Origin of the sequence: Pontixanthobacter aquaemixtae (genome assembly GCF_009827395.1) — a bacterium.
GTDB lineage: Bacteria > Pseudomonadota > Alphaproteobacteria > Sphingomonadales > Sphingomonadaceae > Pontixanthobacter > Pontixanthobacter aquaemixtae.
On the sequence record NZ_WTYX01000002.1, the window covers coordinates 99701 to 120020 of the forward strand.

Annotated in this window: 9 protein-coding genes; 2 read left to right on the forward strand and 7 right to left on the reverse strand. The window is 56.8% G+C overall.

The genetic code is table 11. The features are described from left to right. Nucleotides 1-201 carry a hypothetical protein gene (locus tag GRI41_RS09500; RefSeq protein WP_160604788.1) on the reverse strand — a complete coding sequence of 67 codons (201 nt, stop codon included), beginning with the start codon at nucleotides 199-201 and terminating at the stop codon, nucleotides 1-3. 152 nt (nucleotides 202-353) lie between these two features. On the opposite strand from GRI41_RS09500, the gene GRI41_RS09505 reads away from it, so the two are divergent. Then, the gene (locus GRI41_RS09505; protein WP_160604789.1) at nucleotides 354-713 is read left to right on the forward strand and encodes a helix-turn-helix domain-containing protein; all 360 of its coding nucleotides are present in this window, start codon (nucleotides 354-356) and stop codon (nucleotides 711-713) included. Beyond that, the gene (locus GRI41_RS09510) at nucleotides 710-2014 is read left to right on the forward strand and encodes a type II toxin-antitoxin system HipA family toxin (RefSeq protein WP_160604790.1); all 1305 of its coding nucleotides are present in this window, start codon (nucleotides 710-712) and stop codon (nucleotides 2012-2014) included. Before GRI41_RS09505 ends, GRI41_RS09510 begins: the two co-directional genes overlap by 4 nt. 29 nt (nucleotides 2015-2043) lie before the next feature. Here GRI41_RS09510 and GRI41_RS09515 read toward each other — a convergent pair whose 3' ends face one another. From GRI41_RS09515 to GRI41_RS09540, 6 genes are all read right to left on the reverse strand, one after another. Next, nucleotides 2044-4191, reverse strand: coding sequence for a GmrSD restriction endonuclease domain-containing protein (locus GRI41_RS09515; RefSeq protein ID WP_160604791.1), 2148 nt, complete (start codon nucleotides 4189-4191; stop codon nucleotides 2044-2046). A 92-nt stretch (nucleotides 4192-4283) separates the two neighbouring features. Beyond that, a complete protein-coding gene (locus tag GRI41_RS09520; protein ID WP_160604792.1) occupies nucleotides 4284-7517 on the reverse strand; it encodes a type I restriction endonuclease subunit R in 3234 nt (1077 codons plus the stop codon). Then, entirely contained in the window at nucleotides 7514-8821 is a 1308-nt protein-coding gene (locus GRI41_RS09525; RefSeq protein ID WP_160604793.1) for a restriction endonuclease subunit S, read from the reverse strand. The genes GRI41_RS09520 and GRI41_RS09525 overlap by 4 nt, the downstream gene beginning before the upstream one ends. Then, nucleotides 8818-10860: a type I restriction-modification system subunit M gene (locus GRI41_RS09530; protein ID WP_160604794.1), complete on the reverse strand. Its 2043-nt coding sequence runs from the start codon at nucleotides 10858-10860 to the stop codon at nucleotides 8818-8820. The genes GRI41_RS09525 and GRI41_RS09530 overlap by 4 nt, the downstream gene beginning before the upstream one ends. Nucleotides 10861-11062: 202 nt before the next feature. Further along, complete coding sequence (locus GRI41_RS09535; RefSeq protein ID WP_160604795.1) at nucleotides 11063-17026, reverse strand: DEAD/DEAH box helicase; 5964 nt, start codon at nucleotides 17024-17026, stop codon at nucleotides 11063-11065. After that, nucleotides 17013-20204, reverse strand: a complete 3192-nt coding sequence (locus tag GRI41_RS09540) for an STY4851/ECs_5259 family protein (RefSeq protein WP_235901248.1) — start codon at nucleotides 20202-20204, stop codon at nucleotides 17013-17015. The genes GRI41_RS09535 and GRI41_RS09540 overlap by 14 nt, the downstream gene beginning before the upstream one ends. Nucleotides 20205-20320: the final 116 nt, after the last annotated feature.

Genomic DNA, 20320 nt, shown 5'->3' on the forward strand with positions numbered 1-20320 from the left:
TCAGATCAATCCATCATAGATGATGACGAATATGACAAAGGCCGTGAACAGAACTCCAAAGAGAACCAGACCGGCCTTGCCCCAAGGATCAGCCCAAGTCTTCTTCCAGGTGTAAGATGTCAGTCGATCCTCAGCGATGGCGCGGTCGACCTCCCGGAAGCCCTCCCAGCCCTTATCCTCATGATTTTTCTCATCGGGCATATCCGTGCTCCATAATTCAGTCATAACGCATCGATATTGATGCATTATCTGCGTATCTCGCCATTACGCATCGATATTGACACATTATAGCTCGTCGTGTAAAGACGCAAAATCGCTACACAAAGATCCGTTCTTGAGGTAACGTCTCGATAATGACGCATTACAGCTCATCAGACTTGCGTCCACTCTCGGTGCTGTTGTCCGACTTAGGGCAGCAGCTCGAAGCCTATCGTATATCACGCAATCTCAAACAGGCCGAGCTTGCAGAGTTAGCAGGCATCTCGCGTTCGACTCTTTCCCGCTTGGAATCAGGCAATGGCGGGACAATCGATAGCCTTGCCAGGATCATGCGAGCGCTCGATGTCGAAGATCGCCTTCTGGATATCGTACCCGACGCTAAGCTGAGCCCGCTTGACCCGCTATCGGATACGGGCAGAGCCCGGCAGCGAGTGCGGAAACCCTCGGCAAACGAGCCAAGTGAAGACTGGAGTTGGGGTGACGAAGCCCCATGAGCCGCGCAGTCGTAAATCTCTGGGGCCGTCAGATCGGTGCAATTCTGTGGGATGAGGACCGCGATGTCGGGGTTTTCGAATACACTCCGGAGTTCACCCGCAGCGGTATTGAGGTGGCACCGCTGACAATGCCGCTGCGAAGCGGCGTGTATGACTTTCCTGCATTGAACTACGAGACATTCAAGGGACTGCCGGGAATGCTCGCTGACAGTCTACCCGATAAATTCGGCAACGCCCTCATCAACCGATGGCTCGCTGAACAGGGCCGAGCAACTGACAGCTTCGATCCGGTTGAACGGCTCTGCTACACCGGTCGCAGAGGCATGGGCGCGCTTGAGTTCGAGCCTTCGACAGGCGAGCGACGCGAACAAGGCGGCCCCGTTGACATTGCTCCGCTTGTCGATCTGGCCAACCGAGTGCTTGCCGCGAGAGAAGAGCTCTCTGGCGTCCTCAAAGGCGACGATGATCATCATGCTCTTCAGGAAATCCTGCGCGTCGGCACCTCCGCTGGTGGCGCGCGCGCCAAGGCCGTTCTTGCCTGGAACGAAGAGACGGGCGAATTCCACTCTGGCCAGCTGACGGCGGGTCCAGGCTATACGCAATGGCTGGTCAAATTCGATGGCGTGTCGGGCAATTCCGATAAGGAGCTCGCTGACCCAATGGGCTTCGGGCGACTTGAATATGCTTGCTATCTGCTAGCGAGAGAGGCCGGTATCAACATGGCTCGCTCCCGCCTGCACGAAGAAGGCGGGCGGGCACATTTCATGACCCAGCGCTTCGACCGTACGCCCGATGGCAAGAAGCTCCACATGCAGTCGCTTTGCGCGATGCGTCACTTCGATTTCAACCTCGCTCGAGCCTATAGCTACGAGCAGGCCATCGAGACCATCCGCATGCTCGGTCTCGGCCGCGATGCGATCAAGGAGCAGGTGCGACGAGCGTTCTTCAACATCTTGATCCGCAACCAAGACGACCACACCAAGAACATCGCGTTCCTCATGGATAGCTCTGGCCGCTGGAGCCTCTCGCCAGCATTCGATGTCGTGTACGCGTACAATCCGGATGGGGACTGGACCAACGAGCACCAGATGTCTCTGGCCGGCAAAACGGACGGTTTCGAGTTCGACGATCTTCTAGAATTCGGAAAATTTGCCGATCTCAAGACAGCCGAAATCAAATCCATTGCCTCAGACATTCGTTCAGCTCTCGCGAAGTGGAACGAGTTGACGCGAACTGCCGGTGTTCCCCCAAAAATGGCACTCAAGGCTCAGAACGGCTTCCGCGACATTCCTCTGAGGTGAGCTGATCCTGCCCAGAATGGTTTGCGCGCCTAAAGCAAAGCGGTTGAACCAAAGCGCTTTCCAAGGAAGGCCTGCACTTCGCTCATGGGCATTTCCGGTGAAGAATTGCCACTCCGAACGTACAGCTTTTCGGATTTTAATCCGTTCTTGTCTGCAACGCTGATGACCACCGCAGCATCGGCGGGCCTCACGTCGATCTGACAAATTTCGCTGCCCTCCACTTCAGGAAATGCGATCTTCAATTTCGAAGCGGTGAAATTTTGCCCGAATGCATCGGCAAAAAGGTTGCGCAGGTGAATTTCAAACCGGTCTTTGTCAGCATCGCCCAGCGACGCATAATCATTATCCAGACCGACTGCTTCACCGACATCAGAAACGCCTATGAGCAGAGTGCCGCCACCATAACTATTCGCAAATGCGGCAATAGTTTTGACAACGACCTGCTCGAGACCCTTGTTGACCTTGGCTTCCTTGATGTCCCAGCGCAAAGTTTGCTTGAACTCAAGCTCTTCGCTTTCGCCCTCGGCAATCATCTCTTCCAGCGTGATGGGTGCCTCCGCCTCTTTGGTTTCGGTGATCGAGCTCAAGAACCCATTCAACGCATTCGCCAGCATCGTTCGCCTAGCGTGGAGAAAGCCCTCGTAATTCTCAATTTTCCAGAGCTCTGGATCTGAAGGGATGCATTGCTTGGCTAGCGCATCCGGATTCATATCGTCGATTTCTGCAAGATAATCTTCAGCGTTCGTCGCGCTCTTCGCCCGGTTGGCGATCTGTGTGAGAATGGCGCGATTGGTGATCTCTTGCGCGAGGGAATACTTCAAACGGTTCTCTTTGCCGTATCCTGCATCGCGCAGCTTAGAGAACGGGAAAATGTGGTCGTTCTCGAGCTGATATTTCTTTCCCATCGGTTGAGCCAATTTGACGCCTGTCGTCAGACAAGTGGCGCCCTGGCTCTTGAAGTACCATCGCATCATCGGAAATAGGGGATGCGATATCGCGCGCCCCACGAACTCGTCGGCGACAATCTCAAGGGGACGTTCGTCCTTTATGACCTGCAGCAGTTCATCGAATGGTTGATCGGATTCCTCGATCACGCGGAGGTCTCGATCGAGCTTCTGGGGCAGCTGAGAGATGTAGCGATAGCGGATTTGGGAGTAGTAGAACCACTTGACCAGCTTCTTAATCTGCATCTCTGAGAGATGGCTATCCTGTTGATAGCAATAAGCTATAATCGGTATCAGTGCATACACCGAGTTGATTTCGTCCGTGTGATCGACGAATGCGTGGGACTGCATGATATTGGCAACGTAATCGAGGGTCTGCTCTTCGAGCTTCTTCCAAGCCGCCCGGATGGGCGCATCATTGGCCTGGTCATGCAGAAGGCGCATATTCGAACCGGAATGGTGCAAGCAGGCGAGCAGGGCGTAGACGACAAAATCGAGTTTGAAGACGTAACCCCTGCTTTCGAGTTCGGTCAATTTTGCCTTGAACGTATCACGCGCCTGAGGCCAATAACCTGAAATCTGGGCTAGAGCCAATTCGGCCTCGGTCAATGAGACGCCGCTCGCATTGACCTTATAGAAGATGTCGATCGCTTCGCGAATTGTCGCCTTCACCGGTATCGTTTGCTCGGGAAACTCCCGGTCGAGGATGTTCTCGATGGACTTGACGTTGTCGTCGATCAGATCGTCGCGTTCGCGAGTCACCTCTTCCCCCTTGTCCTCCAATGCGCGGACGACATCCTTAGCTCTGATTTTGCGCTGAAAGATATCGGTCAGATTCTGCCACCGCGGATCGTTCTCCATCTTGAGCTTCTTGTAGTACTCCAGTTCTCTAGTCTCGACATTCACATGAAGGCCGCGTGTGTCGTTGAGAATTTCCGGAGCAGTATAGTACGGCGGCAAACCACCGCGAATGAGCATGTATAAGGTTGTCAGCCGTTGTTGCCCGTCGAGTAGAATCCTTACAGCACCCTGCTTCTCATCGTATTTGTGAGGCCCTTTCAATTCGGGAGGGTTGTTGGTCTCCCAGGTCAGCATCGTCCCCGTTGGATACTCCTTGATAAGGGAGTCCACCAACTGCTTCGCATCGTCGCGCTTCCAAACGTACTCGCGTTGGAAGGCCGGCACAAAGAGCTGCTTCTCGTCGATTTTGTCTAGGGCCTGAGAAATCTTCATCTAGTGTTCCTAAATTCCTAACGAACTGTATTGCTTATCAGGCTCAAGCTGCCTGACCATCCGGACGTTTTATTCAGAGCATTGTGTGCAGTTCACGCGCCATCGAGCTCTCCAAGGTCGATGTCTTTTCCTGCTTTGATTAGATCGTAGATAAGGTTCGTAAGGATGCCGAGGCCTTGCTTGTCTTCTTTGAGTAGATGTGTCGCCAGAGCACTGTTTGATTTCATCGCACGCACCACCGCGCCTTGAACTGCCCCGGGAAGGCTTCCCTTCAGGGCCTGCTCCTTTGAGTTCTCTTCGACCTGAGCCCTCACGGTAGTGTTCTCGCGGGTAATCGAAACGATCTGGTTTACGAAACTCGCTTGATCCTTGATTGGGGCTGCTTCACCAAAGATCCCGTTCAATCGTTCGATAAGCTCCTGCAGGTAGACAGGAAGCTTTCCTGGCGCGTTCGAACCGCCGGCTCCCGTGGGCTTCAGATTCGGATCGGGCTCATCTCCGTTGTTGCCTTGATCATCGTTCTTTTTGATGTCGTATCCCGTCAAGGAAATACCCATGAGGTCTACATGCTCGGGCGGAACACCGTTGAGGCGGTTGGCCAGAAGTTTCGTGAAAGCGGCAAAATTCTCCAAACTGGGGTCCCCGAGGTCCAGCAGCTGAGCAATGTACGTGTATGTTCTTGAAAACCTTGCCAGTCCCGATTTGAACTCGAGCATGCGGCCGATGTTCTCTTCTACCTGCAACCTCTCATGCTCGGCCTTTTTCGCACTGCCTTCATCGCCTGCCTCGGTTGCTTTTAGGAATTCAGTTTCACAACGAAGAGCTTCCTCGCGCAGGGTTTTAAGGCGGGCATTGAAGAGGTCTGTTGGCCTTTGGGTCGCCGCGAACATCGCCTTGTGGTGGTCTTCCTTCGCCGTGTCGAAAGTCTTGGCGGTTTCGAACCGCGCCACTTTGAAAGCCTCGATGTCTTCGTCCGAGTAGATACCCTGCTGATCGAGGGTGTCCTTAATGTCGTAGACAACGTTCGGGTCCTGAACCTCGGTGATTTGTGCGCCGGAGTCATACTTCTTGAAGGCCGCGCGGATCGTCTCCGGGTCGTTGACAAAATCTACGACGAAAGTCTCTTCCTTGCCTGGAAAGGTGCGATTGAGGCGCGACAGCGTTTGAACGATCTCGACTTCGTTCGCGATCTTCTTGTCGACATACATGGCGACAAGCTTCGGCTGATCGAAACCCGTCTGAAATTTGTTGGCCACCAACATGACCCTGAATTCTGGACGATCAAATGCAATCCTGAGGTCTTTGACCTCAACGCCGGAGTTCATGCTGCTTTCAGTAAATTCAGCATCGTCATCACAAACGAAGAGATCGCCTGAAATCTGCGCGTCGTCAGAATGCATCACATCGGTGCCACTGAGCTTTCCCGAGAATGCGACCAGCGCGCGAACGCCTTTGTATTGAGGGTTCGCGATGACAAAAGCATCGAAGGCCTTCTTGTAGCGAACTGCCGCTGCGCGCGAGCTCGTTACCACCATTGCCTTCGCCTTTCCATCAAGGAGAGACGACACATTGTACCGGAAGTGCTCCATGATGAACTGCACCTTCTGAGTGACGTTCGTAGGGTGCAGGCTCATCCATTTGGCCAATGCGCGTTTGGCTGCTTTGCCGTCTACGCGCTTCTTGTCCTCCAGCTCCTTTCCTAAGTTGAACGCAGTCTTGTACGACACATAGCCTCGGAGCACGTCGAGGATGAAGCCCTCGTCGATGGCCTGGCGCATCTCGTATTTGTGGAACGCGCGCGGCAGATTATCCGGGCCTGCCGGACGGGACGGGTCCTGTGGCCGTCCGAACAACATCAAGGTCGAGTGTTTCGGCGTCGCAGTGAACGCGAAGTGAGACAGGTTCTTAGGCCGGGAGCGGCTTTTCTGGATCTCGGTCAAAAGCTCTTCGACCGTCATGTTCGCGGTGTCGTTCGCCGACGAAAGCGCGAGGGTCGCCTGCAGCTTTGAAGCCGTGCTCCCGGTCTGCGATGTATGCGCCTCATCGATGATCACGGCAAAGCTTCGGTCTTTCAATGAGGTTTCCGTCAGGATCGCTTCCATTGCATGCGGGAACGTCTGAAGCGTCACCACGATGATCGGAACGCCCTTAAGCATCGCTTCCGTGAGCTGAGCCGTTTTCGTCTTGGAGCTTGTCTCGCGGTCAATTGCAGCGATCATGCCCTTGCGGTGGTCGATCTGCTGGACGGCGTCTTGTAGCTGGCCATCCAGCACAGTCCGGTCTGTCACGATGATCACCGTGTCAAAGACTGCTTTGCCGTCGTTATGGCGCAGTTTGGTTAAGTCGTGGGCAGTCCAGGCAATCGTCGATGTCTTGCCCGATCCCGCACTATGCTCGCAGAGGTAAGCATGCCCAGGGCCTTTCTCCTTGGCGTCTGCAATCATCTTGTTGACCGCGTCGTGCTGGTGGAAACGCGGAAAGATCAGTGTCTCCTTGACGGACCAATTGCCCTTCAGGTCCACCACATCCTTCTTCTCGACATAGACGAAACTATGGAAGATCCGGAGGAAAGCATCTGGCTGGCAAATCTCTTCCCAGAAATAGGCGACAGGGTATTCGCCGTCCTCTCTAGGCGGATTGCCACCTTTGCCGTCATGGCCACGATTGAAGGGCAGAAAGTAGGTGTTCTCTCCTGCCAATTTCGTCGACATCCAGATTTCGCTGTCGGACATCGCGAAGTGCACGATTGCACCGCGTTTGAAAGTCAGCAGCGGGTGCTTGCGCCCAGTGGCTGGGTCTTCGGGCAGGCGGTCGCGCTTGTATTGTTCGCGCGCGCTTTCGGCGGATTGGGTGAAATCAGTTTTGAGTTCGACGGTCGCAACGGGCAGCCCGTTGATGAATAGCCCTAGATCGATCGCAAGCTCGCGACCGGGATGGTACTTCAGCTGCGGCACCACACGCAGTCGGTTGGCGGCATAGCGTTCGAGGATTGTCTCGTTGCGCTGGTCCTCGGGTGCGGCCTCGGACATTTCGATTTGTCCGCAGCCTGCGATGGAAAAGCCTCGGCGCAAAACCTGGATAGTGCCGTGCTTCTCTAGGGCTCCGTCGAGACGTGAGAGCAAGGTTTCGCGGGCGCGGTCACCGTTCAAGGCAACGAGTTTGTCCCATTTCGGGCCTTGGGTTTGTTTGATCCAGGCCTCCAGATCCTCGGTGTAGACGGCAGTGTCCTGGTCAAAGCCTTTTGTGTCGCCGAGCAGCCAGCCCTGTTCCGTCAGCTTTTTGACAATGTAGGCCTCAAGGTGTTTTTCGTGGTGCAGATCGCTCATGCTGCGGCCCTCACATCAATCTTGCCGGTCACCGCCGCCGTGATGAGCGCCGCGCGTTTCTCTTTCAAAAGCGCGATGGAGCGCTCGGTTTTTTCAATCAAATCTCGAATTCGATCCAATTCGCGGTCAATCCGGTTCGCAATAGCTTCTTGTTCATCCATAGGTGGCAGAAAGACCGGCAACTCCAAAAATTTCTCTGGTTCCAGACGCCATTGATCGGTCCGAATACCGTTGGAAATCAAGCGATAAACCCACGGCATCGGCTTCGCGCGAAGGTAATGGTGCATATATCGTGGGTTGTGCTCGCCAATAGGCTTCATCACCAGATAGTCAGGAGAGGTGATGCCCAAGAAGGGAGAAATCCCCATTGAGCCCTGCCATGCCTTCATCTTGTTGATCGCTAGGTCGTTTGGTTCGACCAGCTGATATTTGGACAGGTCCTCTGGCGTCTTGTTGATGTTGTCGCTCCGCGAAGCTTTCTCGATGACGCCAAACTCACGATAGACTGACAGAACGGTCAGGTCGTCAAACCCTTGGCGTTTGACCTGTTTGAAATGGTTTTTCATGCGCGCACGTTGCCAATGGGCAGGCACGACGCCCCGCCATTCGACGCCGCTGTCCTTCGTAGGTGCAGTGGCATCGATACCCCGCCGCACGAAGTGTGCGATCATGGATTTTTCTTTGTCATTCAGCAGCGCGATGAAGCGCGTCTTCTTCTCAATCAACCCATCAATCTGCCCGGTCTCGCTCCTGAGCATCTCGACAATTTGGCGACGTTCTCCGAACGGAGGAAGCAAGACAACAATGCTCTTGATCGTATCTTGATCTAGACCGAAGCGAGTGACACCCGGAGTATCGACATAGAGCTGAGCTTTATTGATCTGCGACATGATCGAGTACTGCAAGTATGCGGCGGTGATCGGGTCAGATGCTCGGATCACTGACAAATGGTAGCCGCATACCACGCCCGGCATGTCTTCCATCACAAGTGAGGGGACGCCTATGTCGGCAGGATCTTCTGAGTCCTTGGTAATGATGACATCGCCTTCACGAAGCTGGAATTTCTTGATTTCTTCTGGTGTTGCCGTGGCTTCCATAAACTCGAGCTCAGGCTCGATGCGCTCATTGTAATAGACATCCGTATAATTGCAGAGCCGGACAGGGACCTGACCCTCGTATGACTTCTTGTCGACGTTGCTGTTTGAAACATTCGCCACAAAGCGTAGCCGCGTTTCGGTCCAGTTCTTTGGAATGGCATCAAGCCACAAATGCGAAGCCGGTTTGGTTTGTCTCGACGTCTTCATTCCGTCACCTCAGCCAAGACTTCAGCAATCGAGGCCTCGATGGCCTTCAGCTCCGCATCGATCTCGTCCAGATCGCGCGGCGGCACGTATTCATAGAAATAGCGGTTGAAGTTGATCTCATAGCCGACGATCCCGATGTACCCATCGGTCTCATCCACGTAGGTCTCGTCGATATAGGCGTCATGGGCATGGGGCGTTACCTCGGTTGCGAGGTAGTTATAGATATCGGTGCCCATGGGCACGTTTTCATAATCCGTCAGATCATCGTCGGGGATCAGGTTGCCCTTCTTGTCCTTCACCGGGTCCAGATCTTCATCCCGCACGCCAAAGGCCTTTTGAAAAGCTTTGATCAGCCCCGCATCGGCTTTGCCGAGGCTCGCGTCCTTCTTCGCCGCCGCCTTGGCAAAGCTGTCGATCCAGTGCCAGTCATGATCGGTGCCTGCATGCTTCGCCAACACCTCTTGCCAGCCTTGCTGCTGGTCATCGGTGCGCTTTTCCCAAGCCTTGTGTTCGGCCAGCGTTTCAAACCCGGCGTCTGACACAACGATCTTGTGGCGCAGTGGACGCAGCACCTTGATGCGGCGATAGCCGAATTCCTGCGCGTCGAGGATGAGGCTTTTCTTGGTGGGTTCGAAATCGGCATAGAGCTGAACGATATCGCGGATTTGATCTTCACCGATCTTGCGCCGCTTGTTGCCCTCGCTTTTGCGGAGCGGCTCAAACATCTCGGTCGCATCGATTAGCTGAACCTTGCCACGCCGGGCTTCCGGCTTGCGGTTCGACAAAACCCAGATGTAGGTGCCGATCCCTGTACGGAAGAAGATCTCGGTCGGCAGGGCTATGATGGCTTCAACTACGTCTTGCTCAAGCAGATGCCGGCGGATTTCGGATTCACCCTGGCCGGCATTGCCGTTGAAAAGCGGGGAGCCAGACAGCACGATCGCCGCGCGCCCGCCACCTTTTTCCGGATCTTCAAGCTTGCTGAGAAGGTGTAAGAGGAACAGCATCGAGCCGTCGCTGACGCGCGGCAGTTTGGGGCCGAAGCGCCCCTCGAATTTTTGGTCTCGGTGTTCGCGTACTACTTCGGCCTGGTCCAACTCCCACTTTTTGCCGAACGGCGGGTTTGAAACGCAGTAGTGGAATTTGTCGTGGCGGAATTTGTCGGCTGAGAGAGTACTACCAAGCTTGATGTTCTGGGACAGGTCGCGGCCGGGGTCGGACTTGAGCGTCTTCAGAAGCATACTCGCAAGACAGACAGCGTGAGTTTCTGATTCCAATTCCTGGCCGTAAGGCACAAGGGTCGGGGCGGTGCCATAACGATCCTGCAGTGACTGAACGTGCTCCATCCCGTCCGAGATGAAGCCGCCTGTGCCGATCGTGGGGTCATAGAGGGTCCGAATGATGCCAGGGTTGTCGATGAACATCTGGTCATCAGGTTCGAGCAACAGCTCTATGCCCAGATGGACCACATCACGAGGCGTCATAAAATCCTCGGCTGCTTCGTTAACCTCCGCCCCGAACCGGCGGATCAGGTGTTCATAGACGTTGGACATGGTCCGCTCTGGAACGGCGTCGGGATGCAGATCGATGGCAGCGAAGTTCTGGCAGATTTTGTAAAGAACGCCCTTCTTGTCCATCTGGCTGATTGTGTTGATGAAATCGAACTGCTCGAAGATGATACGCGCATTGCCAGAGAACTTTGCGATATAGTCTTCAAGGTTCTGACGTGTTCGGCCAGAGCCCAGCGATACCAGACTGTAGCTGGAAGTGTTGTAGAACGGATAACCGGTTGCCTGACGAAGAATGACATCGACATCGAGCCCGTTTTCGACGGCCATTTTGTGCATCTTGGCGGTCTCTTCTCGAGTGGGCTCAAGAACACACTCCAGACGACGTAGAAGCGTGAAAGGCAAAATGATTTTGCCGAAATCGACATGTTTGAAATTGCCCCAAAGATCATCCGCATTTTTCCAAATGAAATCGGCGAGAGATGTGTGAGTGTTGTTGGCCTTAGCGGTTGTAGTCGTCTTGGTATTCAATGCTTGGGTTTCTTTCCGATTGAGCGTCAAACGTAGATGCTCGAGGAGTGACTGAAGTTCTTTAGCCGGGTTTTGCCTGCTTCTGCACGGCCAAACAATCTGGTCTGCTCCGCTTCTTCAAGGACGGCGTTGTGCCTAATCCAATCGATCGGGCGGACTGCTCGAAGCTTCATCGTCGAGAGATTTGAGAAAAGATCGACGCTCAATTCGCGTCTCTCTTCACGGCAAAGTAGCTCTCTCCCACGCCAGAAACAGCAGCCCTTGAGCGCAAAAGCTCACTCGCCTGTGCAGCGGGTGCCGAACGAAAGTCATGGCGCGGCGGGCTGCCGGCTATGCGCCAATATCCAAACCCTTGGTCGAGCAGCACGAGGACCTTTTGACAATCGGCGTATTCAAGCTCGAGCTTGCGGCCATGGTCAGAATTTTCCGTGACTTGAAGATCGACATCGAGACCAAGCTTTTCGCCCAATAGCTCGGCGACCTCCGCCCGGTCGTCTTCATATTCCCAGTCATGGAATATCCGGTGGGGTGACCGATCATTCCTCAGTCGCTGGACCAGGATATCGACTTCAACCGGGCTACTGGCTCTAAGGTCAGCGGCCAGAGCTTCGCAGGTGCGCAGGAAGAGGAGCATGGGTAGAGGCGCATTGAGATACCGGTCGGTGTAGGTGATCCGCACAAGACTGCCGGGCTTCCAAACTCCAGCCGCTTCCATTTGCTGCTTCAGTTTCGAGCCAAAGCGTTTGCCAAACTGGCCAACTTGGCATTGCCCAAAACCTTGCATCAGCTCGACCTGGTCTCCAGCCGCAATTTGTCGTTCCAAGTCTTCAGGGTTGACCGGCTTGTAGGCGGTGGGGCCGCTGAGAGTGCCGGCAACGACAGCATGCGTCTCACCCAGGCCCCATCGCTCTCCCGGCTGCGCCGCGTTCGCATCGCGTGAGAAGAACCCTGTGGTACGATCAGGCGAGATCAATTCAGCCAAGCGTTTGCTCTCGGAGGGCGCTTCTTCTCCTTTACCCAAGGCCAGAGAGAATTCGAACCGCACCGAGGCATCGCGCAAGAAGCGCCGTTCGACCTCTTCGAACTTATCAAAGGAACTTGGATCAAGCACGAGCGTCACCGGAACGCCGCGCGCTGAGGCGGCAGAAAAGAAGGTGCGCATCTTGGTCGAAGTCAGCTCTGCCAGATCGAACACGGTGGGCAACAGGACCGAAATGCTGTCTCCGTTTCGCGCTCTCAAAAGGAGTGTGTTTGCCGCGTCATTGATTGCCCTGGCGTCGGGGAACGCACGATCTTCCTGCGGCAGTTCAGCATTCGTCTCAAGAAACGCCTGGACCGCGATGAGAGCAGACCGCCGGTCGAGGCGTCCCTGCTGCTTGTAGAGATCGGCAGCCAGGACGCAGGCCGAACACCCCATCTCGCATTCCTTGGGACAATCGAGAACACGGGCCGCCCGTTCGAAGACATGATAGATGTCATCGAGAAGTCTCGGAGCGTATCCGGCACCTCCAGATGCCTCATCGAAGATATAGACCGATGGCACTCTGCGACCGAGCTTGCCGTCTCGAGCTGCCACGGAAATTCCAAGCTCGCGCGGCTCGATTCCAAGCCAGCGCGCAAGACTCTCGCGCAAGGCTGCGCCAAGCGCCCAGGCCGCGCCGTCACTTTCCAGCCCAGGCAATTGCAGCTCAACCACATCGGTGAGAACTTCATGGCCCAGCGCGAGAGCGCTCGTGATCGCAAAACCTTCGTCATTGCCCGGACAGCGGTCTACCGCCTTTCGGTTCCTGGGCGTGAGTGGCCGATGATCTTTGAGAGCGTCTGTCCCGGCATCCCCAGCGCGCCCGCATTCCAGGCAAATCTCGTAACCCTGGTCGTTGGGTCCACGCGAATGATGGTAGATGTAGCCTTCATGCGAAGCACGGATCCGGCCGGTTTCGGGCTGCAGCATGGGTTGCCACAGGGCATCACCGACACTGACCTTCGGTGACTTGGGTTCGATGTAGACAGCCTGATCGGTGTCGGCATGCGGCTGTGCGTTCCAGTCGACACGGAACCCGGCCGGTTCAAGAAACTGCTCAATGGTAATGCTTCGTTCGCCGCAATGGGCACACTGGTCTGGCATCTGATGATCGCTGCCCGCCCCACCACAATGGTCGCACCACCAGGCCCAACGAAGGTTCTGCGGCTCACGCTGGCCACTGTCGATCGGGCTAAGCCAGTTGAGGGTGACCCCGTCCGATTTCCAAACCAGCCCGTCAACGACGACCTCTGCCCCCGGCGCATACTCCCGAATGGCGATATCGGCGTTGCGCGTCGGGCATTCATAGCGCCGATCACGCGCACCTTCCTCTTCCGAACGATTGCGCTCCTGCGCCTTCTGCGTCTCGGCACACAGGGTATCAAACGGGACAACTGATGTCGGAAAACCGCTTCCAGGGATAAGCGAGCGATTGGCGAGCTCCTTCAAGAGGAACTCCTTGCACAAGCGCCGTGCCTGAAACTCGATCGCCTTCTTTGCCGGTCCTTCGAGCGCGTCCGAGTCTTCCTTTAGGCGCTGCCATGTACGACGGAAATTCACAGCTTCCCGCCCAAACATCTCCGCCGTATGCCCCCGGACTTCGGTGTCGTATTCGAGACCAGTTCCTCTGAGGAGCCGCAGCAGACCTTCCTCGGTAGCGGATGCCGTCGATGGTCGATCGAGCCATTCGCAAAAGGCGTCCACGGGAGCGAGACCTTCGAACGGACGAAGGTCAGCGCGACAGCCGAAGAAATCCCCGGTCTTGGTCCGGGCAAACTCCCCCTCAACCTCGCGAAACCATTGAGCGAGAAGATAGGCGTTCGCGTGACGTTGCGCGATCCGATCTGAATCAAGCGATACGCGTGGCGATGCGAGTTTGCGGCGCAAATAGCCCGCTGGATCGGCAAACGTCTCAAGATCTAGAGGCGTGTTGCGGGCAATTGTAAGACTTGTCGAAAAGCCCTGTCCGCGGCGGCCCGCCCGACCGGCCCGCTGATTGTAGTTGGCGATCGAGGGTGGAACATTGGTCATCAGCACGGCTTCGATCGAGCCGATGTCGACACCCATTTCCATGGTGGTCGAGCAGGCGAGCAGGTTGATATCGCCTTCCTTGAACTGCTCCTCGAACTCCCGCAGCCGGTGCGGGGGCTGCTGGGCACTGTGCTCCTCGGCTCGAAGGTAGGGCGTGGCGAACGCGGCCTGATCGTGCCAGTTCATCCAGATGCCACGCTCGCGAAGCGCCGCGACTTCTTCATTGGTCTTGAGCCAGGCTGCGATTTCCTTTTGGCCATCCACCGCCAAAGGCCTTGTCCTTGGTAGACGCGGGAATTCAACTTCACTCGCCGGCTTGTTAGCGAACATCTTGCCTGCACTCACCGCGTTGGGTGACCTACCAAAGACCAGGCGAGGCAGGACACGCCGGGTCAAGGGGCATTGCCAAGCTTTGCCCACCGCTTCGACCTGAGCGGATTTCTCCAATCGCAGGCTGAATGTCCCGCCAACACCCGACAGAAGGGGAGCGAGCTGATTCCAGGCGGCATGCATGACCTGATTGATTTCATGGCGATCGCGCTGAGACGTAAGGTCAAGGTTCAGGGCTGACGCCAAGAGAAGAATGGAGTCGGGCTGACGTCCTTTGGTATTGACCAAAGGCCAGGAGACATCACGCTTGGCGCCAGGGGGCTGGTTGGGCCCGATCACATTGCGAGGCCGCGCGCGCCCAGGCATCCAGCGCGCATCACCATCGTCCACTTCAAGGGCAAACTGGCCGCGAAGATAGTCGACCATGTAGTAGAGGAAGCCGCGCCAATCTTCGATCGAATAGCCCTTCTGGCCAACAAGCTCGGGTAGCTTATCCGGACCAATCCGCTCGATATCCGGGAAACGGAGCCGGGCCAGACCAAGCGTCTCCATCGCATTGGCATTGCGCGGACGGCGGGCGAGTTCGCGCAAGAGCATGAAGCGTGCCAGCGCTTCCCGGTTATCGTGAAAACGTTCGCTGCGATCGAGGTCCCAGACCTTGGCCATCATGCCAATCGCCGGCTCAGAAGCGAGCCCGGATACGAGCTCCTTCCAGGATATTCCGGTTGCCGCGCCGCCCGCGAGCTCCGCGTCTATCTTGGCGATATCATCCTTGAACGCAGGCATGTCTGCCGCAAGGTTCGCTAGAGCAGCCTTCTTTTTGAGCAGCTCTTCCCTGCGCTCATCGGTCAGGTCGCTACCCTGGGCAGCCTTCTGAACGGCATGATAGATGAAGCCGCGAACGAAGCCACGCTCACCGTTGGTTTCAATATTGGCAGCGAAGCGAGCCGTTCCCTGCCTGCTGTCCGAAAAGCTGATCAGCTGACGGCCATCGAACGGCAGGGCGTGCTCCGCCTGATGTGGCGACACACCCTCAAGGAGGATCGGTGCCGCATTCTGGGTGAGGAACGGTGTGCCAAAGCGAAAAGGAAAGACCGCCGGTCGCCCGCGCCGCTTGTTTCCGAGACAGGCCGGACAACGTCCCTCATCGAGCTGGGTCAGATGAAAATGCCCCGCCTCGCCGGTGAACTCGCCGCTGGATACATCGAAAGCGGTCGCGGTCGCTTCTGATTTCGGGTTGATGGCAATCAGCCGCGGATGGCCGATCCCTTCGTGCTCATCTTCGTCGTCGTCATCATCATGATCGCGGTCACGATAGCTATCTTCGCGAAACTCATCTGCATCATGATCACTGCGGCGCGGTACGATCCTGTCGCCCATGTCGTCGGCCGGGAGGAAGGGCTCGCCACAGTCGAGGCAGTTCTGAATTTCGAACACCATCGACTGGCAGTGCGGACATTGATCCCGATGGTCGAAAAGCACGGCGCCAAATGGCCAATCCTTGGGTCGCATCTCGCCCGGGCAATCGGAATTGATGCAGGTCCAGAGCCCGGCAATTGCCCGCGTGAAGCTGTGCGCTCGCATCGGCAGGACGGGCTTCGCTTCGCTTGCATTATGAGCCGACAGATCGAGCAAAATCCTTTCCGCCTCCGGCGAGAGGGCTTTGAGCGAAGCCAGGGTCTGGGGCTCGCCTTCCAGTCTCTCGGCAACCGACGATGCTGCCGGATCATCTGACGCTGTCAGGACTTTCGAGAGATCCACAGGCTGAGGCTTTCCCACAACGACATGCGCCCGCTCAAGCGGAACGCCGGCAATGTCGGCAAGGAATCTCTGGAGGTCTTCGCGAGCCTTCTGGTCGTCAGCAGAGCCGATGGTGGCCGACGTCGCAACGAAGCGGACCTGATCAGGCGTCACGTCGAATGCATTCATCACCCGGCGTAGCAAGAGCGAGAGCTCAGCCGCTGCCGAGCCGATGTAACTGTGCGCCTCGTCGATGACGATCCAGCGCAGCTTGCCTTGAGACTTCTCGAGGATTTGGCGATCATCACGACGGATCGTCATGTATTCGAGCATCGTCTGATTGGTAACAAGGATCGGCGGAGGGTTGGCGCGTAGAGTTTCGCGGTAGAGGACCTGGTGCGGGATCTCGTGTTCGGCCTTATCGCGATTGGACTTTCGCGCCGTTCCCATCAAGCCGTTGTAGAGGGCAAACCGAACATCGCCACGAAGCGGCTTGGTCCAGGCTGTAAGACGCTTCTCCTGGCTCGCGATAAGAGCGTTCAGAGGGTAGAGCATCAGCGCCCGAACGCCTGTCAGAGGACCTTGCTCTGCGGACTCCCGGACCAAATCATCGAGCATCGGGACCAGGAAGCATTCGGTCTTGCCCGACCCTGTACCGCTCGAAACCAGAACCGATTGCGGCTCTTGCGTGCTCAGCAGTTCCCACGTCGCCAGCTGGTGCGCGTAGGCGGGGTAATCGAAGCGTAGATCAGTATCCGACGTTTGAGTGATCGCGTCGATTGTGCGCTGGTGCAGCAGGGATTGAAGTTGGTCGGGACTTTTTTCTGACGATACATAGCCGGGAGCAGCCTGAAAAAGCTGTTCGGAAAGGAGGCTGCCTTTTGCTGGGTCCGTGCCGGCAAGGGTGCTCCGGAGAAACGCGTTGAGCCCTTCGTGCCGGATGCCCGCGCGCGAGACGACCGCTTCGGCGAGGCCGGTCCTCAGCCGTTGGTGCACCTCCATCGGCGACAATCGGGATGTAGGGAGGGGATCACTGGCGGCCATTCTTGAGCTCCGAAAGGGCGTAGCCAAAGGCTTTGGCAAAGTAGTCGGGGTGGCGTCGTTCGACGTCTTTGACGGTGAGGACCTGCTCCTTCTCGAGAGAAGCACGTCCGGTAGCGGAAAGAGCAGCGGCGAAAGGAGCATCGAAGACCCGCATCAGCGCTTCGACGAAATTCTCTCTTGGCAGTAGCTCGCTGAAAGCAGGCCGAAAAGGGTTGAAGCCGCCGGCATCCATATTGATGCCCTCGCTTGTATGGCTCGTGAAGTGGTTGCGCAGCTCTTCCCAGCTCAACGGCGAGAAGTCCCGGCAAATGAGGGGCGCAAGCTGCGGCGCACGCGCCGCGATTTCGTTCTGACGTTCCGTGATGTTTGCCAACGCCCACTGAGGGTCATCGAGCCGGCTGACCAGATAATTGCCTTGAGCCTGAAAGGCAGCGTCCCAGGCCTTGATTGGCAAAAGAGACCAGCTTGAGCATAGCCCATCAAACAGCTCGAGGATCGTCGAGAGGTGTTGCTCCTCGCAGCGATAAAGAAGGAGCGGCGCAAGCGGACCGGCAATCTCAAACTTGCTGAAGATTTCGAAGGTCTGCGGAGGCAAGCCATTCAGCGACAGTGCCAGGTCCATGACAGCACGAATAGTCTGGGTCGCTTCGGGAGCCATCGGCTCAGCCGCAAGTTCCTCCGCCAGCCGCACCAAGTCCACGTAGGCTTGCTCATAAGGTTGCGCCATTGCCCGGCCGAGCCTGTGTTGCGGAACGTCTTGAAGCGGATCGCCGTCGATAAACTTTGGCCGCGTGAGGACGCGAGCGCCTTCCCGCAGATAGACGAGCCATGGACCGCGCAATCGTGGCAGTTGAATCAATTGCCCGCCGAGGCCGCCAAGCAATCCGTCAAACGGACCAAAATCCACCTCTTTCTCGGGAGCTCCAAGAAAGCGGCCGCCAACGCGGACATCCTCTCCGACAATCGCCGTCTTCGGACGCAGCCCTCCCGAAGGCTCCCACTCCAGAACATTGCCGAACTCGGTCACATACCAGTGGTCGTTGCTGCCGTTGTGAAAATCGAGCCTGACCTGCGCATCAATACCGAGCGGGCGCATCAAGGCGGCAATATCATTGCGCAGAGCCGAAAGGCCCATCTCGCCGTCCACTTTCCAGCTGGCTTCGAGCGATGCACCGTTGTGATGGGCGACCTCGCCCATGAGGACAGCATTCGCCGGTGCCCGCGCGACAGTATCGCGTAGGTCGGCCAGGCCAAGCACGGCATCACGCTTAAGGAGTTCGCCATCCCAGGTGGTCAGCCACTCTTTCGATCTCAACGGCACATTGAGGTCGAAAGTGGAGCCGTGTTCGGGGGTTAGGCGCAAGCCGAGCAGCGCGCGACGGGGCGGATCGATCCGCACCCGCCAGCGGTAGTCAGCATGTGGCATTTCATCGGTAAGGACTGCCTCTCCGGTCCAACCCTCCAATATGATTTCCGCATTGGCAGCATTTGTCCGCTGGCTCAGGGCAAATTCAGCCGGCAAAACCAGTGCACTCGTCCGGTCACGAACATGTTTGGTCGCTCCATCGAGCCAGGCGAACTCACAGAGTCCAGGGCCTGCATTGGCGAGATCTTCGCGCCAAGTGTTCTCGCCTGCAAATCGCCAGGCAACCTCGCCGCGCGCTGCAGTGCGCCGGGAAACCCCATCTTCGACTTCTGCATGCAATGGATGTTTGAACAAGCGTTCGTCGCCGGGTGCCTGCACGCCGTACACCTCTTGGGCCACTATTTTCAGTCGGTACCTACGGTCCGCACTTTGCCCGGTCCGCACCAGAAATGCGTCGCCGTTGGGCTTCTCGGCAATGATCTGGCCAGCGCAGCGATAGAGCGAACGACCAGGTGCAAAGGCGAAGTCCTCGGTTTCGATCTCGGTATTGCTATCCTTGCCGCGTAGCACCCACTCCTGCGGCACATCGATGAAAACCGGTTCAGCGCGATATGCCCCCGAACCCTGACCGATAAGGGAGAACGTGCCTTGCTCCGTGTCTCCGGTTCGCCGATCGAATAACCGCAGTCCATCCCCGACAGCTTTGCCGCCCGGAAGGACAAAGCTTTGTGTGAGCCTGTCTCCGCGCGCATGGAATTCGGCGGTGACAGGGAGATCCAACGGAAAATCGATCGCAGCTTCGCTGCGCATAGCGCGCGCGATCCAGCTATTGCCCGACTCAAACTCCAGGTAAGCCAGCCGACTGGAGATACGGTCCGCCAAGGCATCCGAAGGCTGAAGAAAAACGCGCACATAATCACCGGCAGACAGCACACGATCCTTGTCGTCCCAGCGACCTTCGAGATGGAAATCCAGACTTTCGCGCCATTCACCGTCCTGAGAACGCATCAATCGTCCCACCCGGATGCTTCCTGTTCCAGTCAGCTTTCTGGCTTCAAGGAGCGTATCGATGAGGCCCGCAGCAGCCCCGTCGAGCGTCATCGGCAGTTCATCGCGCCAGTCTTCATAAGCGTGGTCCAGCCGGGCCGAATAAGGGCGACCATCAGTTGGCTCTTCCTTGTCGATGAATGCACGAAGCTCGACGATCTTGAGGGCAAGTTCCCCGCAAATTGCGTGCATTTCCGGGCTGCGCCAAATTGAGGGGAGCAAATATTCGTTGCGTTCGCAGATCAAGACAGCGGTGTTGATGTCCTGAACGTCTGCCCCGAGCAGCTCACCGATTGCCCGCTCCAGGAAGCGACGCGGCCAGCTCGCACCGCCTGCGATTGCCGCCGCAGGAAATCCTCCATGCCGCGCGAGATTGGAGAGACGCTGGTTTCCGTGTGCGGTGATAAGTGGTTCAACGCCCCAGGCATCGAAACCGCGATCGGCAAGTTCCCGCCATTGCGACTGTGAGAGTTGGAGCCCCAGCACCGCTTCAATATCGGCCCAACGCTGCATGCCGCCCTGGTAAGAGCGCCGAAACCAGTCTGCCGCCCACATGACGAAAGCTGGAGCTAGTGGCGGTCGCAGTAAATCCGATGCGAGATTGGCAGAAAGCTTCGCTTCGATCCGCTGGAAAACTCCCGGTGCGAGCTTGTAGCGGTAAAGCGGCAGGCCACTCGGGCGCGGTAAACCAAGATCCCCGCAGATCTTGCCCAAAGGATGCGGTCCGCTATCTGCTGCTCTCGCCAGTTGGATCGCGCGGATCATCAAAATGCGCGAGCCGCCGCTAGCGTGAATGTCATCGGCAATCTTGCGCAGCGCAGCCGGGTCGTTTTGCGCCGCATCGATTTCAGATTTGAAATCGCGTCCTTCCATCCCCGAAC